The organism is Streptomyces sp. NPDC090994, from assembly GCF_044768905.1.
Lineage (GTDB): Bacteria > Actinomycetota > Actinomycetes > Streptomycetales > Streptomycetaceae > Streptomyces.
In genome coordinates, this window is the sequence record NZ_JBIVWS010000003.1 from 522,758 (window position 1) to 538,228 (window position 15,471).

Below are 15,471 nucleotides of genomic sequence, written 5' to 3' on the forward strand. Positions count from 1 at the left end.
CCGTGGTCCGCACCGAGTACTACGACGACCCCAGCGCACCCAAGCCGAACAGCATGGTCGTCGCCGCCTCCGCCGTCGTCACCGACGACCACGGGCGCATTCTTCTCCAGCGCCGCCGCGACAACGACCTGTGGGCCCTGCCCGGAGGCGGCATGGACCTCACCGACTCCCTGCCAGGCACGGCCGTCCGCGAGGTCAAGGAAGAAACTGGCCTCGACGTCGAGATCACCGGGCTGGTCGGGACCTACACCGACCCTAAACACATCATCGCCTACGCCGACGGCGAAGTGCGGCGACAGTTCAACGTCTGCTTCACCGCCCGCATCACCGGTGGCCGGCTGGAGATCTCCGACGAGTCCACCGAGCTTCGGTTCGTGCCGCCGGATGAGATCCAGCAACTGCCTATGCACCACACCCAGCGGCTCAGGATCCAGCACTTTCTGGAACAGCGCGAGAAGCCGTACTTGGGCTGAACCGCCAGACGGAAGACGACGCCAACAACCCCGCACCACCACGGACATCTGTGGTGAGGCCGCCCGCCAGTCGAAGATCCGGCACGGTAGGTTGCGGGAGCGCGGGCGGCCGTACGGGTCCCGCCCGCGCCGTATACGGCCTGGTCGAGCGGAGCGCGACGGTGGATGTGCGGCGGGTGGGGTGGGGCGGGGTGCTGGCCGTTCTGTGTGGAGGGCTGGCCGCGTGTGACGTGGTCGCCGGTGGGGGTGACTCCGCGGAGGGGGTGCTGAAGCCGAGTGTTCAGGCGAGTGCCTCCGCGAGGCCGGGTGGGGTGGATGGTGCCGTGCTCGGTGGGCAGGACGTGAAGGGGTTCAGCGTGGAGGAAGGAGAGCGGGCCGAGGTCACCGTCGGCGTGGACGCCTGTGCTCCGCTCGGGTCCGTGCTGGCCGGCGCGGTCGTCGGTGAGCCCTCGTCCGTCGATGTGCGGGACGTGGTGGGGGAGGGGGCCGAGGTGCGGGTCGTGGTCGCCGAGTACGGGGCCGGGCAGGCCGCCGGTGCGCTCGACGCGATCGGGGCCGCGTTCGACTCCTGTGCGGAGGGGTTCGAGGGGACTGTCGATGGTGAGCGGCGGGAGTTCGGGAAGGTCGTTGCCGTGACCGCGCCCGACGGGGTCGATCAGGCGGTCGGGCTGAGTGCCAGCGGGACGCGGGCCTTCGTGCTGCGCGCCGGGGACACCGTCGCCTACCTCAGTGGTACGCCCGATGTCCCCGGTGTTCTCCTCGATGCTCAGCTTCTCAAGCTGCTCGGCTAGTCAGTCGTCCAGCGCCGCCTGCATCATCGCCTTCGCCACCGGTGCCGCCAGCCCGTTGCCGCTGACCTCCGAGCGGGCCGCGTCGGACTGCTCGACCATCACCGCGACGGCGACCTCCTCGCCCGTCGAGTCCGACTTGGCGTAGGACGTGAACCAGGCGTACGGCGTCTTGCTGTTGTTCTCGCCGTGCTGCGCGGTACCGGTCTTGCCGCCCACCGTGGCGCCGTCGATCTGGGCGTTGGAGCCGGTGCCGTCCTCGACCACCGTCTGCATCGCCGACTGGAGCTGCTCGGCGGTGGAGGAGCTGACGATCCTCGTCGTCTTCGCGTCCTCGTCGTAGTCCTTGAGGACGTCGCCGTCGCTGTCGGTGGTCTGCGCCACCATGTGCGGGGTGACCAGCTCGCCGCCGTTGGCGAGGGCGGCGGAGACCATCGCCATCTGGAGCGGGGTCGCGGTCACGTCGAACTGGCCGATGCCCGACAGGCCGGTCTGCGCCTCGTCCATGTCCGAGGGGTAGACGCTGGTGTACGCCCGGACCGGGACGTCCTGCTCGTCGTCGTTGAAGCCGAACTTCTCCGCCATCGCCCGCACCTTGTCCTGGCCCAGGTCGACGGCCATCTTGCCGAAGACGTTGTTGCAGGAGTACTGGAGCGCGACGCGGATGGTGGCGTTCTCGCACGGGGCGTTCGGGTTCTCGTTGGTCAGCGGGGTGACCGTGCCGGGCAGGGTGTACGGGTCGGGGCTGTCGGTCTTCTCGTCCACCGACGAGTACAGCCCGTCCTCCAGCGCCGCCGACGCCACCACCAGCTTGAACGTCGAACCCGGCGGCAGCGGCTGGCGCAGGGCGCGGTTGGTCAGCGGCTTGTCGTCGTCGGCGTTCAGCTTCTTCCACGCCGTACCGGCCGTGTTGGCGTCGGTGAGCGAGGTCGGGTCGTAGGACGGGGTCGACACCACCCCGAGGATCTTGCCGGTCTTCGGGTCGATCGCGACGGCGGCGCCCTTGTTGTCGCCCAGCGCCTCGTACCCGGCCCGCTGCACATCCGGGTCGATCGTCGTGATCACGTTGCCCGGGTCGGCCCGCTGGTCGGTGACGGTGTCCATCACCGTCTTCAGCTGCGGGTCGGTGCCGTTGAGCAGGTCCTCGTAGATGCCCTCCAGCTGGGTGGGCGCGTACGCCTGCGAGGCGTAGCCGGTCACCGCCGCGTACAGTTCGCCGTCCTTGTACGTGCGCTTGTACGCGAGGTCACTGCCCTCCGTCCGCGCCGATCCGGTGACCGCCTCGCCGGCCACGATGATGTTCCCGAGCGGCCCCGCGTACGTCTGTATCGCGTTGCGCCGGTTGTCCGTGTCGTCCGCCAGCGCCTGGCCCTCGTAGAACTGCACCCAGGTGGCCCGCACCAGCAGTGCGAACACCAGGAGCAGTGCGAAGACCGACGCGCGCCTGATCGTCTTGTTCATCCCGCTCAGACGACGAAAGGCGGGAGGGAATCGTTCCCTCCCGCCCGATTTCTCATCGTCGTCTCATGTCATCTCATGCCGTCTCATGTCGTCTCGTCGTCTCATGAACGCGACAGCGTCAGCACGATCTCCTCGATCTCCTCGCCCCGCGCCTGCGCGAAGGCCCTCGCCCGCACGCCGGGACGGAAGCCGCACTTCTCCAGCACCCGCAGCGAGCCCGCGTTGTCGGCGGCGGCCCGCGCGTACAGCGGGCGCTCGGGGACCTCGGCCAGCAGCGCGCGCAGCGCGGCCGTCGCCACGCCCCGGCCCCAGTACGCGCGGTCCACCCAGTACGTCACCTCGCGCTCGCCCGGTTCCCCGTACACCGCCGCGTTGCCCACCACGTCCCCGTCGGCGAGGATCGTGCGCGCCACGTCGGCCGAGGACCTGATCCGCTTCCAGCGCGCCTCGAAGGCGGCGTGGTCGGCCGGGTCCTCGGGGGTGAACGCCGCCATGCGCAGCGCCTCGGGGTCCTGGAAGTGCCGGAAGAAGACCGGCAGGTCGCTGTCGTGCACCTCGCGCAGCGCCACCCGCATCGCTCAGAGCCTCCGGGTGGCCAGCAGCAGCCGGTCGCGGGCGTCGAACAGGGCGTCCTTGACCAGCTGCTCGTGGGCCGGGGTCAGCCGCGCCACCGGCACCGAGCAGCTGATCGCGTCCCGCGCGGGGGTGCGGTAGGGGATCGCGACGCCGAAGCAGCGCAGCCCCAGCGTGTTCTCCTCGCGGTCCACGGCGAAGCCCTGCTCGCGGATCTGGCGCAGCTCCTCGATCAGCTCCTCCCGGTCGGTGAGGGTGTGCTCGGTCAGCGCCGGCAGCGTCTCGGGGAGCAGCTTGCGGACCTGCTCGTCGGTGTACGTGCTCAGCAGCGCCTTGCCGAGGGAGGTGGAATGGGCGGGCAGGCGGCGGCCGACGCGGGTGAAGGGGCGCAGGTAGTGCTGGGACTGGCGGGTGGCCAGGTAGACCACGTTGGTGCCGTCCAGGCGGGCGAGGTGGATGGTCTCGGTGGTGTCGTCGCTCAGCCGGTCCAGGGTCGGGCGGGCCGCCGCGACCACCTCGTCGCCGTCGATGTAGGAGGTGCCGACCAGCAGCGCCCGTACGCCGATGCCGTACCGCGTGCCTGTGGCGTCCGTCTCCACCCAGCCGAGGTCGACCAGGGTGCGCAGCAGCATGTAGAGGCTCGACTTCGGGTACCCGACGGCCTCCTGGACCGACGCGAGGGTGTGCATGCCGGGGCGTCCGGCGAAGTACTCCAGCAGTTCGACGGTCCGCACCGCGGACTTGACCTGCGCTCCGCCGCCTGTCTCGCCTGTCGGCATCGGCCTTGACCCCTTCGTCGGACGGGAAATAGTCTCCGAGCGTATTCATCCATGGAGACAGCGTTCAGTATATCGAACGTCCCTAGATCTGGAGGGACCCGCGGTGGCAGCAACACCAGTCTGGAGTGTCGACCCCCGTACCGGGAAGCAGCGCGAACAGGTCGCGGTGGAGGCGACGGCCCAGGACGTGGACGCCGCCGTCCGCGCCGCGCACGCCGCGCGCGAGGCGCTCGCCGACCGCACCGTCCGCGCCGCCTTCCTGCGGACCGCCGCCGACGAGCTGGAGGCGGCCAAGGACGCGCTCGTCGAGGTCGCGGACGCCGAGACGGCGCTCGGGCCGGTCCGGCTGAACGGCGAACTCGCCCGCACCTGCTACCAGCTGCGGGCCTTCGCCAAGATCGTCGACGAGGGCGAGTTCCTGGGTGTCGTCATCGACCACCCGGACGACACCGCCACGCCGCCCGTCCCCGACCTGCGCCGCTACAAGGTGCCGCTCGGCGTGGTCGCCGTCTACTCGGCCTCCAACTTCCCCTTCGCCTTCTCCGTCCCCGGCGGCGACACCGCGAGCGCGCTCGCGGCCGGCTGCCCGGTCGTGGTCAAGGCCCACCCCGACCACCCCGCCCTGTCCGAGCGGGTCGCCGCCGTGCTGCGCCGCGCCGCCGCCCGGCACGACATCCCCGAGGGCGTCGTCGGTCTGGTGCACGGCTTCGAGGCCGGCGTCGAGCTGGTCAAGCACCCGCTGATCGCGGCGGCCGGCTTCACCGGCTCGGTACGCGGCGGACGCGCCCTCTTCGACGCGGCGGCGGCCCGCCCCGTGCCGATCCCCTTCCACGGCGAGCTGGGCTCCCTCAACCCGGTCGTGGTCACCGAGGCCGCGGCGGCCGAGCGCCCCGAGGCGATCGGCACCGGGCTGGCCGGGTCCATGACCATGGGCGTCGGGCAGTTCTGCGTCAAGCCCGGCCTGGTGCTGGCCCCCGCCGGCGCGGCCGGTGACCAGCTGGTCAAGTCCCTGACCGAGGCCGTCAGCGGCACCGGCGCCGGGGTCCTGCTCGACCACCGCATGCGGGACAACTTCATCGCCGGCGTCGCCGAGCGGGCCGAGCTGCCCGGCGTCGACGCCCCGGTGACCCCGGGCCCGGGCGACGAGCACACCGTCAGCCCCGGCTTCCTCACGGTGCCGGCGAGCAAGCTGGCCCAGGAGGGCGAGTACGACCTGCTCCTGGAGGAGTGCTTCGGACCGGTCACCGTCGTGGTGCGCTACGAGGACCAGGGCGAGGTCGAGGCCGTGCTGTCGCGGCTGCCGGGCAACCTGACGGCGACGGTGCACCTGTCCTCCGGCGAGGCGGCCGGCGAGGGACGGGGCGCGGAGATCCTGGAGGAGCTGACGCCGCTGGCCGGGCGCGTGCTGGTGAACGCCTGGCCGACGGGGGTCGCGGTGGCTCCGGCCCAGCACCACGGGGGGCCGTACCCGGCGACCACGTCGACGTCCACGTCGGTGGGCGGGACGGCGATCGAGCGGTGGCTGCGGCCCGTCGTGTACCAGAACACGCCGGAGGCGCTGCTGCCGGTGGAGCTGCGGGACGCCAACGAGCTGGGGCTGCCCCGGCGGTTCAACGGGGTGCTGGAGCGCTGAGGCTCAGCCCGCGCTCGGCTCCAGGCCCGCGTCGCGGGCCAGGAGCGCCGCCTGCACCCTGTTCTCGCAGTCGAGCTTGGTCAGGATGCGGCTGACGTAGGTCTTCACCGTGGCCTCGCTCATGTGCAGGCGGGCGCCGGCGTCCGCGTTGGACAGGCCCTCGCCGAGCAGGGCCAGCACCTCGCGTTCGCGCGCCGTCAGCCCGGCCAGGCGGCGGCGCGCCTCCTCGCCGCGCACGGTGGCGGAGGGGGAGGCGAGGGTGTCCACCACGTGCCGGGTGGCGGCCGGGGACAGATAGGCGTTGCCGGCCGCCGCCGCGCGGACCGCGTGGATCAGTTCCTGCGGCGCGGAGTCCTTCAGCAGGAAGCCCGCGCTGCCGTGGCCGAGCGCCCGCAGGACGTTGTCCCGTTCCCCGAACGTGGTCAGGATCAGCACGCGTACCCCGGGCGCGGCGCGGCCCAGCTCGGCCAGCGCGGTCAGCCCGTCCATCACGGGCATCTGGATGTCCAGCAGGGCCACGTCGACCGCGGTGCTCCGGGCGGTCTCCACCGCCTCCCTGCCGTCCCGCGCCTCGGCGACGACGTCGATGTCGTCGGCCGAGGTGAGGATCATCCTGATGCCGGCCCTGATGAGCGGTTCGTCGTCGGCGACGAGGACCCGGATCACGCGGCCTCCTGCGCGGTGTCGGTATGACGAGCGGATGGTGGGCCCGCCCATCATGCCCGATCCCGCCATGCCCGGTCCCGCCATGCCCGGTCCCGCCATGCCCGGTCCCGTGACGCCCGGTCCCGCCATGCCCGGTCCCGTGACGCCCGGTCCCGTGACGCCCGGTCCCGTGACGCCCGGTCCCGTGACGCCCGGTCCCGTCGCGGGTGCGACCGCGGGCCGGGGGCGTGGGCACGCGGGCCGCGTCACGCCTCGTACGTGTAGGACTCCTTCGAGGACAGCTTCCCGTCGCGGAAGCAGAACCGGTAGACGATGTCCGCGTCCTGGTCCACGAAGTGCTCGCAGACCGCGTCCTCGGGCAGCGGCGGGCCGTCCTTCTCCACGCCGTCGGTGAGCAGCGAGCCGCCTTCCGGGAACTTCTTCCGCAGCTCCGCCTCGGCGTCGCCGACCCGGGCCGACTTGTACACGCTCGCCGGGATGACGCCGTCCTCCACCTCGTCCATCAGCTTCCCCACCCCCCAGAACAGAAGGGCGCCGACGCCCACGACGAGGACCACGGCGGTGATGGCGCATCCCAGGGCGACGTTCTTCTTGCTGCTCATGATGGTCGCGAACTCCTTGTGCGGATCGGTGCGTGCGATGACGTCACCACCGTCGCCCGCGGGGCCCCCGCCGCTCTGCCCCCGGAAGTCGTCGTCCGCGCCGACGAAAGTCGCGTCGTCAGAAGCGGCCGGCCGCTCGCCGTCGGCACCGGCGACGTACGGCAGTACACCCGCGAGCCGGAAACCCCCGTCGGGGGTGGGGCCGGTGTGCACCATGCCGCCGACCAGCCGGGCCCGCTCCCGCAGGCCCGTCAGTCCCTGACCGCCGCTGATCGCGGGGGGACCGGCCGGCGCCCCGGCCGGTACCGGGCCGTTGGCCACCTCGACCACCAGGCTGTCCGGCTCGTAGCGCAGTGCCACGGTGATCGGGGCGCCCGGGGCGTGCTTGTGGGCGTTGGTCAGGGCCTCCTGCACGATGCGGTACACCGCGCGGTCGACGGCGGGCGTGAGGGACCGTTCGGTGCCGGACCGGCGCAGCTCCACCGGCGTGCCCGCGGCCCGCGAGGAGGCGACCAGCGTGTCGACGGAGGCCGCCGTGCGGTCCGCCGAGGGGTCCTCGGCCCCGGGCGGGGACGCCTCCGCGTCGTCCCGCAGGATGCCCACGGCCTCCCGCAGCTCCCGCATCGCCGACCTGGCGGCCTCCCGGAGGATGCCCACCCCTTCCCGCTGGCGGTCGTTCAGCTCCGGGTCCACCTCCAGTGCCCCGGTGTGCACGGCGATCAGGGCGAGCTGGTGGCCGAGGCTGTCGTGCATGTCCTGGGCGATGCGCTGCCGCTCCAGCAGCCGGGCCTGCCGCGCCACCATCGCCTGCTCGCGCACCAGTTGGGCGTTGTGCCGGCGCAGGGCGTCGAGCAGGGCGTGGCGCTGGGCGCGGTACCGGGAGGCGAGCCCCGGTACGACCGCCATCACCAGGAACGGGCCGCTGCCCAGCGCGAGCATGACCAGCGGCGACGTCCAGAGCCCGTCGTCCGCCGAGACGGTGAGGGCGGGAACGGCGTAGAGCGCGAGCCCGGCCGCGTACGCGGCGAGCGCGCGCGCCGGACGCCCGATGCGGCTGCCCGCCGACCAGGCGGCGCAGATCAGCAGCGCGAACGTACCGAGGACCGATCCGGCCAGGGCCGACGAGACCATCAGCACGGTGGCCGGCAGGGCGCGGCGGGCCAGCGACAGCACGGCGACGGCCAGGGCCAGGGCGCCGCCCCGCGCCACGGACCCGGACTCCGTCGAGTAGAGCGGGCCGGCGATCCCGGAGAGCGCCACGGCGAGTACGGCCTCGCCGACGATCCGCTTGCGGGGCCAGGGGGAGGCGGCGGCGAGCCGGCGACGGAGCGGCAGGCCGGTGCGGGGTGTTTCGGCTACGTCCACGCGCAGACGATAGAGGCTCGCCCCCGGCCGCCCGCATCCCCCCTTCGGTGCGGCCCCGGACGACGAAAGTGAACGCCGGGCCCGCCAAGACGCCTGTCCTCTTTGGTCGTTGCCGGGGACGACTTACGGAGACTGCTCCGGGACGGGGCGCGCGGTGACGATGGCTGCGCCGGACGCACACGGGCGACGGCGTGGGAACCGACGGCTTCGGGAGCGGAACTGTGGGCGGAACTTTGCGCAAGACTGTGGGCGGAACCGCGGACAGCGCGGACCAGTGGACCGGTGGGCGTTTCACCGTGCGGCAGGAGGTCGCCCTCACGGCCCAGCGGTACACCGTGCGGGAGTTGCTGCCGGACGGCTCCGACGGCGATGTACTCGCCGTCGCCGAGCTGAAGTGGTTCTCGCTCAAGGAGGAGACGACCTTCTACGCCGACGAGTCGAGGAAGCGGGTCCTGTTCACCGTGCGGGACCGCAGCCTCCGCGACCTGGGCGACGGCTACGACGTACGGGACGCCCAGGGCGACCTCATCGGCACGTTCGAGGAGAAGTTCTTCGCCTCCCTGGTGCGCTCGACGTGGGTGCTGGACCAGCCGGGCGCGCCCGCGGCCGTCGGGCGGGAGCGCAACTGGTTCGTGGCCGTCTTCCGCCGCGTCTGGGGCTTCCTGCCGCTGGACCAGGTGCCGTTCCCGTGGCCGTACCACTTCGACTTCGAGACGGACGGCAAGCCGGTGATGACGGTCGACAAGAAGTTCGGGCTGCGCGACCACTACGTGGTGGACATGGCCGCGCCCGGCCTGGACCCGCGCCTCGCCATCGCCCAGGCCGTGGCGCTGGACGCGTTCCAGGACCGCTGACCGGGACCGCCCGGGACGCGCCTGCGAGAATCCCGCCATGGACCTGAAGATCCCCGAACTGCCCTTCCCCTTGCGCACCTACGGCCCCGACGGCCACTGGTCCCACGAGGACGGCGTCCTCACCGGACGGGCCGGACCCCGGCAGGACCGTTTCGTGCCGCCCACCGACGAGGCCCTGGACCCGGCCTCGGACGCGCCGCGCCTGCTGGGCGCGCCCGAGGGCGACTTCCAGCTGATCGCCCGCGTCACGGTCGGCTTCACCGCCGCCTTCGACGCCGGCGTCCTCTACGTCCACGTGGGCGAGCGGGCGTGGGCCAAGCTCTGCCTGGAGTACTCCCCGGACGTGCCCACCGTCTGCACGGTGGTCACCCGGGGCCACTCCGACGACGTCAACTCCTTCACCGTCGACGGCGGTTCCGTCTGGCTCCGGGTGAGCCGCGCCGGTCGTGCCTTCGCCTTCCACGCCTCCCGGGACGGCGAGCACTGGACCTTCGTCCGCCTCTTCACCCTCGGGGACGAGACGGAGACGGGGGCCGCCCTGATCGGCTTCATGACCCAGTCGCCGACGGGGGAGGGGTGCGTGGTGACGTACGACCACATCGAGTACCGGCCCCACTGGCCGCGTGATCTGCGGGACGGCAGCTGAGAAAGCCGGGGGAGCCGGGGGAGCCGGGGGAGCCGGGGGAGCCGGGGGAGCCGGGGGAGCCGGGGGAGCCGGGAGAGCCGGGAGAGCCGGGAGAGCCGCGGGGGGTTGCGGGGGGCTGCGGGAATGGAAGCGGCTCCTTGAATGTTCACGCAGTCGCCGGAGGGAGTCTCCGTACCCGTACGACCTGGAGTGCCGATCACGATGCGCGTCGAAATCTGGTCCGACATCGCCTGCCCCTGGTGCTATGTCGGAAAGGCCCGTTTCGAGAAGGCGCTGGCCGCCTTCCCGCACCGGGATCAGGTCGAGGTCGTGCACCGTTCCTTCGAGCTGGACCCGGGCCGCGCCAAGGACGACGTCCAGCCGGTGATCGCGATGCTCACCAGGAAGTACGGCATGAGCGAGGCGCAGGCCGAGGCCGGCGAGGACAACCTGGGCGCCCAGGCCGCCGCCGAGGGCCTGCCGTACCGCACCCGGGGCCGTGACCACGGCAGCACCTTCGACATGCACCGCCTGCTGCACTTCGCCCGCGAGCGGGGCCGCCAGACGGAGCTGCTCGACCTGCTGTACCGGGCGAACTTCGCCGAGGAGCGGTCCGTCTTCGACGACGACGGACGCCTCGTCGAGCTGGCCGGTGCCGCCGGTCTCGACGCGGACGCGGCGCGCGAGGTCCTCGCCGATCCGACGGCGTACGCCGACGAGGTGCGCGCCGACGAGCGGGAGGCCGCGCGACTCGGCGCCAACGGCGTGCCGTTCTTCGTCCTCGACCGGGCGTACGGCGTCTCCGGCGCCCAGCCCGCCGAGGTCTTCACGCGGGCGCTCACCCAGGCGTGGCAGGCGCGGGCGCCGCTCGCCATGGTCCAGGGCGGGCCGGCGGCCGGGGACGGCGGGGACGGCGGCGACGCCTGCGGCCCCGACGGCTGCGCGGTGCCGGGACCCGGAGAACACGATGGACGGGGGACGGCAGGGGCCGCACAGTAGGGGGCATGCAGAGCTTCGATCGTCTCGTCCGTGCCGAGTTCCAGCCGGAGACCGTCTATCTGAACACCGCCACTCTGGGGCTGCTGCCCGCCCGGTCCGTCGCCGCGCTGCGGGACGCGGTGGCGTCCGTGGCGGCCGGGCAGCCGTCGGACATGTTCGCCGACGTCGAGGCGTCCCGGGCCGCGTTCGCGCGGATCGCCGGGGTGCCCGTCACCCGGGTCGCCGTCGGCGCCTCGGTCGCCGTCTACAGCGGCCTGATCGCGGCCTCGCTGCCGCCGGGCGCCGAGGTCCTCACCGCCGAGGACGACTTCAGCTCCCTGGTCAACCCCTTCCACGTGCGCGGCGACCTGAAGGTGCGGGCCGTTCCGCTGGAGCGGATCGCCGAGTCGGTCACCGCGGACACCGCCCTGGTCGCCGTCAGCGCCGTCCAGTCCGCCGACGGACGGCTCGTCGACCTGGCCGCGCTGCGCGCCGCCGCCCGGGAGCACGGCGCGCGGATCCTCCTGGACGCCTCCCAGGCGGCCGGCTGGCTGCCGCTGGCCGCCGCCGACGTCGACTACGTCGCGGTCGTCGCCTACAAGTGGGTGCTGTGCCCGCGCGGGGTCGCCTTCCTCGTCGTCCCCGAGGACCTGGGCGGGCTGACCCCGCTGTTCGCCGGCTGGGCCGCGGGCGAGCACCCCTGGCAGAGCACCTACGGCCCGGTCCAGGAACTGGCCCGCTCCGCCCGCCGGTTCGACGAGAGCCCCGCCCTGCTGTCCTACGCCGCCGCCCGGCACTCCCTGGCGCTGATCGAGGAGCTGGGGGTGGACGCCGTGCACGCCCACGACCTCGCGCTCGCCGACCGGTTCCGGGCCGGGCTGGCCACGCTCGGGCACGAGCCGGTGGCGGCGCCGGGCTCGGCGATCGTCTCGGTGCCCGGACTCGGGCACCGGCAGGGCGAGTTGAGCCGGGCCGGCATCCAGGTCTCCGACCGGGCGGGGAACCTGCGCGCCGCGTTCCACCTGTACAACACGGACGCGGACGTCGACCGGCTGCTGGACGCCCTGTAGCGACGCCGCCGGGCCGGTGCCTCCCGCACCGCACGGAAGAGGCACCGGCCCGGGGGCCTTGCGTCACACGGTCACTTCACCGGCGTGAAGTCCCGCGCGCCGATGAACTCCGGACGCCGTACCGGCGCCGCGAACGGCTCCACCGCCGCGTTCTCCACGCTGTTGAACACGATGAAGACGTTGGAGCGGGGGAACGGGGTGATGTTGTCCCCGGACCCGTGCATGCAGTTGCAGTCGAACCAGGTCGCCGAGCCGGCCTTGCCGGTGAACAGCTTGATGCCGTACTCCGAGGCCATCTTGGTCAGCCCCTCGTCGGAGGGGGTGCCCGCGTCCTGCATCTGCAGCGACTTCTTGTAGTTGTCCTTCGGCGTCTCACCCGCGCACCCGAGGAACGTCTTGTGCGACCCCGGCATGATCATGAGCCCGCCGTTGGTGTCGTAGTTCTCCGTCAGCGCGATCGAGACCGACACCGTGCGCATCCGCGGCAGACCGTCCTCGGCGTGCCACGTCTCGAAGTCCGAGTGCCAGTAGAAGCCGCTGGCGCCGAAACCCGGCTTGACGTTGATCCGCGACTGGTGGACGTAGACGTCCGAGCCGAGGATCTGCCGGGCGCGGCCCACGACCCGCTCGTCGCGCACGAGCCGCGCGAAGACCTCGCTGATCCTGTGCACCTCGAAGACGGACCGGATCTCCTTGGACTGCGGCTCGACGATGGAGCGTTCGTCGGCGCGGATCTCCGGGCTGGTGACCAGGCGGTCCAGTTCCTCCCGGTAGACGGCGACCTCGTCCGGCGTGATGAGCTGGTCGATGGCGAAGAAGCCGTCGCGCTCGAAGGCCTGGATGTCGCCCGGCCCGAACGGCCCGGGCGCGTCGGGCGCGCCCCAGACGACCGGGTCCTGCCGGGGGGTGGCCACCTCGGTGGCGCCCCGGGTGGGGTAGAGATCGGTGCCGGTGGTCGCGGGGTTCTCGGTGGTCGCGGTCACGGGTTCCTCACACCTCCTCGGTGAGCAGCGGGTAGGTGCCGTTCTCGTCGTGGTCCTCCCGTCCGGTCACGGGCGGGTTGAACACGCAGATGCAGTGGAAGTCCTCCTTGACCTTGAGCGTGTGCCGCTCGTGGCCGTTGAGGAGGTACATGGTGCCGGGCGTGATGTGGTACGTCTTCCCGGTCTCGCGGTCGGTCAGCTCGGCGTCGCCCTTGGTGCAGACGACGGCCTCGATGTGGTTCTGGTACCACATGTCCGTCGACGTGCCCGCGTACAGGATGGTCTCGTGGACGGAGAAGCCGACGCCCTCCTTGGCGAGGACGATGCGGGTGCTCTCCCAGGTCCCGCCCTCGGACTTGACGTGCCGGTCGGTGCCCTTGAATTCGTCGAAGGAACGGACGATCACGGTGTGGCGATGCCTCCTACTCGGGTGTTACAGGGTGTTACAGGGTGATACGGGGTGATACAGGGGGTGCGGGACCGGCTCAGACGGTCTCGCGGACGGCCCGGGCGAGGGTCTTCATGCCCTCGTCCAGCTCGTCGGGGGTGAGGGTCAGGGCGGGCAGCAGTTTGACGACCTCGCTCTCCGGGCCGGAGGTCTCGATCAGCAGCCCGTGCTCGAAGGCGCGCTTGGCGACGCGGCCGGCGCGGTCCTTGTCGTGGAACTCCAGGCCCCAGACCAGGCCGCGGCCCCGGTACTCCTTGACGTCGGCGAGGTTCTCCTCGGTGATGGAGATCAGGTGCTGCTCGATCCGCTCGCCGCGGGCCCGGGTCTGCTTCTCCATCGCGGAGCCGTCGGCCCAGTAGGCCTCCAGGGCGGCGGTCGCGGTGACGAAGGCGGGGTTGTTGCCGCGGAAGGTGCCGTTGTGCTCGCCCGGCTCCCAGACGTCCAGCTCGGGCTTGAACAGGCACAGCGACATCGGCAGGCCGTAGCCGCTGATGGACTTGGAGACGGTGACGATGTCCGGGGTGATGCCCGCCTCCTCGAAGGAGAAGAAGGCGCCGGTCCGGCCGCAGCCCATCTGGATGTCGTCGACGATCAGCAGCATGTCCTGCCGCTCGCACAGCTCGGCGAGCGCGCGCAGCCACTCCAGGCGGGCCACGTTGATGCCGCCCTCGCCCTGCACGGTCTCCACGATCACGGCGGCGGGCTTGTTCAGGCCCGAGCCCTGGTCCTCCAGGAGCCGCTCGAACCACAGGAAGTCCTCGACCGTGCCGTCGAAGTAGTTGTCGAACGGCATCGGGGTGCCGTGCACCAGCGGGATGCCGGCGCCGGCCCGCTTGAAGGCGTTGCCGGTCACGGCGAGCGAGCCCAGCGACATGCCGTGGAAGGCGTTGGTGAAGGAGACGATCGCCTCGCGGCCCTTGACCTTGCGGGCCAGCTTCAGCGCGGCCTCCACCGCGTTGGTGCCGGTCGGGCCGGGGAACATGACCTTGTACGGCAGGTCACGGGGGCGCAGCACCAGGTTCTGGAAGGTCTCCAGGAAGCGGCGCTTGGCGGTGGTCGACATGTCGAGACCGTGCGTGACGCCGTCCCGCTCCAGGTAGTCGATGAGCGCCCGTTTCAGCACGGGGTTGTTGTGCCCGTAGTTGAGCGACCCGGCTCCGGCGAAGAAGTCGAGGTACTCGTGGCCGTCCTCGTCGTACATGCGGCTGCCGTGCGCGCGGTCGAAGACGGTGGGCCAGCCGCGGCAGTAGCTGCGTACCTCGGACTCCAGGGTCTCGAAGACACTCAGGTCGGGCTGGGTGATGGTCACGACAAATCGCTCCTCGGTGCGGTGAGGGGTGAGGTGAGGGAAGTCGAAGTCGATGGGGGTCCGGTGTCAGCGGGCCGCTGACAGGGGGCCGATGCGGTACAGGACCTCGGGCTCGTGCGGTCCGTCGGGGAACAGACCGGCGTCGAACAGCGTCTCTCGCTCCAGCGCGGCGCCGTGGCGCTCGGCGAACGAGGTGAACAGCCGTCGGGAGGGGAGGTTGTCCGGGCTGATGGTCGTCTCCAGCGTGGTCAGCGCCTGCTCCGTCACAGTGCGCGCGACCAGACCGTCGAGCAGCTTCGCGGCCAGTCCGCGACCGCGGTACGCCTCGTCCACCGCCACCTGCCAGACGAGCAGGGTGCCGGGCCGGTCCGGCCGCACATAACCGGTGACGAACCCGACCGCCTCGCCGTCCGCCGCGCGAGCGACGGCCGAGGTCGCGGCGAAGTCACGGCACCACAGCAGATAGGCGTAGGAGGAGTTCAGGTCCAGGACCTTCGAATCCCTCGCTATACGCCACAGCGCGGCTCCGTCCGCCACTCTCGGACGATCGATGTGCAGGTCTGCTTGTGCGGCAGTCATGCAAATTGAACTTACCCAGGGAAATGCAAAAATGCATCGCCGGACGGGGTTACGAATGGCGAAGACGTGTGTTATCACGCGGGCGCGAGTGGTCGCGCGAGGAGCCTGGGTTTTGGGGTGATTTGCCCGGGACTTATGGGGCGAAACGGACCGCTTGTGTAACGGGTCACAATCAGGTGACCCGGCGGAAGCGTTCGCGAAATCTTAGTGTTTAGCCCCGGGGAAAGCGGGCAGAAGAATATGGGAAGCTGCCCCGGAAAGAATTCTGAATTGTTTTTGATTGTT

General features: G+C 71.6%; 16 protein-coding genes. 7 read left to right on the forward strand and 9 right to left on the reverse strand.

Annotated features, from left to right (window positions below; translation table 11 throughout):
• The first annotated feature begins 2 nt into the window (after positions 1 to 2).
• Positions 3 to 473 (forward strand): NUDIX domain-containing protein, encoded by a 471-nt coding sequence (locus tag ACIQR3_RS09755; protein WP_215167099.1) that lies wholly within the window; start codon positions 3 to 5, stop codon positions 471 to 473.
• A 323-nt stretch (positions 474 to 796) separates the two neighbouring features.
• A complete protein-coding gene (locus ACIQR3_RS09760) occupies positions 797 to 1,264 on the forward strand; it encodes a hypothetical protein (RefSeq protein ID WP_403536567.1) in 468 nt (155 codons plus the stop codon).
• Here the strand turns inward: ACIQR3_RS09760 and ACIQR3_RS09765 are convergent, their stop codons facing one another.
• From ACIQR3_RS09765 to ACIQR3_RS09775, 3 genes are all read right to left on the reverse strand, one after another.
• Positions 1,265 to 2,722: a peptidoglycan D,D-transpeptidase FtsI family protein gene (locus tag ACIQR3_RS09765; protein ID WP_403536569.1), complete on the reverse strand. Its 1,458-nt coding sequence runs from the start codon at positions 2,720 to 2,722 to the stop codon at positions 1,265 to 1,267.
• A gap of 101 nt (positions 2,723 to 2,823) precedes the next feature.
• The gene (locus ACIQR3_RS09770; RefSeq protein WP_403536572.1) at positions 2,824 to 3,297 is read right to left on the reverse strand and encodes a GNAT family N-acetyltransferase; all 474 of its coding nucleotides are present in this window, start codon (positions 3,295 to 3,297) and stop codon (positions 2,824 to 2,826) included.
• 3 nt (positions 3,298 to 3,300) lie between these two features.
• Complete coding sequence (locus tag ACIQR3_RS09775; RefSeq protein ID WP_403536575.1) at positions 3,301 to 4,074, reverse strand: IclR family transcriptional regulator; 774 nt, start codon at positions 4,072 to 4,074, stop codon at positions 3,301 to 3,303.
• A gap of 103 nt (positions 4,075 to 4,177) precedes the next feature.
• Between ACIQR3_RS09775 and ACIQR3_RS09780 the strand changes: the two genes are divergently transcribed.
• Positions 4,178 to 5,707 (forward strand): aldehyde dehydrogenase (NADP(+)), encoded by a 1,530-nt coding sequence (locus ACIQR3_RS09780; protein ID WP_215167094.1) that lies wholly within the window; start codon positions 4,178 to 4,180, stop codon positions 5,705 to 5,707.
• Positions 5,708 to 5,710: 3 nt separating this feature from the next.
• On the opposite strand, the gene ACIQR3_RS09785 is transcribed toward ACIQR3_RS09780, so the two are convergent.
• The gene (locus tag ACIQR3_RS09785) at positions 5,711 to 6,373 is read right to left on the reverse strand and encodes a response regulator (RefSeq protein ID WP_403536578.1); all 663 of its coding nucleotides are present in this window, start codon (positions 6,371 to 6,373) and stop codon (positions 5,711 to 5,713) included.
• 245 nt (positions 6,374 to 6,618) lie between these two features.
• On the reverse strand, positions 6,619 to 8,340 hold the full coding sequence (locus ACIQR3_RS09790; protein WP_403536581.1) for a sensor histidine kinase: 1,722 nt from the start codon (positions 8,338 to 8,340) through the stop codon (positions 6,619 to 6,621).
• Positions 8,341 to 8,573: 233 nt separating this feature from the next.
• Here ACIQR3_RS09790 and ACIQR3_RS09795 point away from each other — a divergent pair, with 233 nt between their 5' ends.
• From ACIQR3_RS09795 to ACIQR3_RS09810, 4 genes are all read left to right on the forward strand, one after another.
• Complete coding sequence (locus ACIQR3_RS09795; protein WP_403536583.1) at positions 8,574 to 9,194, forward strand: hypothetical protein; 621 nt, start codon at positions 8,574 to 8,576, stop codon at positions 9,192 to 9,194.
• Between the two features lie 37 nt (positions 9,195 to 9,231).
• On the forward strand, positions 9,232 to 9,840 hold the full coding sequence (locus ACIQR3_RS09800; RefSeq protein WP_403536585.1) for a DUF1349 domain-containing protein: 609 nt from the start codon (positions 9,232 to 9,234) through the stop codon (positions 9,838 to 9,840).
• A gap of 201 nt (positions 9,841 to 10,041) precedes the next feature.
• Entirely contained in the window at positions 10,042 to 10,818 is a 777-nt protein-coding gene (locus tag ACIQR3_RS09805) for a DsbA family oxidoreductase (protein ID WP_403536587.1), read from the forward strand.
• Between the two features lie 5 nt (positions 10,819 to 10,823).
• Positions 10,824 to 11,867: an aminotransferase class V-fold PLP-dependent enzyme gene (locus ACIQR3_RS09810; protein WP_403536590.1), complete on the forward strand. Its 1,044-nt coding sequence runs from the start codon at positions 10,824 to 10,826 to the stop codon at positions 11,865 to 11,867.
• Positions 11,868 to 11,938: 71 nt separating this feature from the next.
• Here ACIQR3_RS09810 and thpD read toward each other — a convergent pair whose 3' ends face one another.
• The 4 genes from thpD to ectA all read right to left on the reverse strand — a co-directional run bounded on the left by thpD (position 11,939) and on the right by ectA (position 15,186).
• On the reverse strand, positions 11,939 to 12,850 hold the full coding sequence (thpD, locus tag ACIQR3_RS09815; protein WP_403536593.1) for an ectoine hydroxylase: 912 nt from the start codon (positions 12,848 to 12,850) through the stop codon (positions 11,939 to 11,941).
• 7 nt (positions 12,851 to 12,857) lie between these two features.
• Positions 12,858 to 13,256 carry an ectoine synthase gene (locus ACIQR3_RS09820; protein ID WP_403536595.1) on the reverse strand — a complete coding sequence of 133 codons (399 nt, stop codon included), beginning with the start codon at positions 13,254 to 13,256 and terminating at the stop codon, positions 12,858 to 12,860.
• A gap of 79 nt (positions 13,257 to 13,335) precedes the next feature.
• Positions 13,336 to 14,607: a diaminobutyrate--2-oxoglutarate transaminase gene (ectB, locus tag ACIQR3_RS09825; RefSeq protein ID WP_403536598.1), complete on the reverse strand. Its 1,272-nt coding sequence runs from the start codon at positions 14,605 to 14,607 to the stop codon at positions 13,336 to 13,338.
• A 66-nt stretch (positions 14,608 to 14,673) separates the two neighbouring features.
• The gene (ectA, locus tag ACIQR3_RS09830) at positions 14,674 to 15,186 is read right to left on the reverse strand and encodes a diaminobutyrate acetyltransferase (RefSeq protein ID WP_403536601.1); all 513 of its coding nucleotides are present in this window, start codon (positions 15,184 to 15,186) and stop codon (positions 14,674 to 14,676) included.
• Positions 15,187 to 15,471 lie beyond the last annotated feature (285 nt).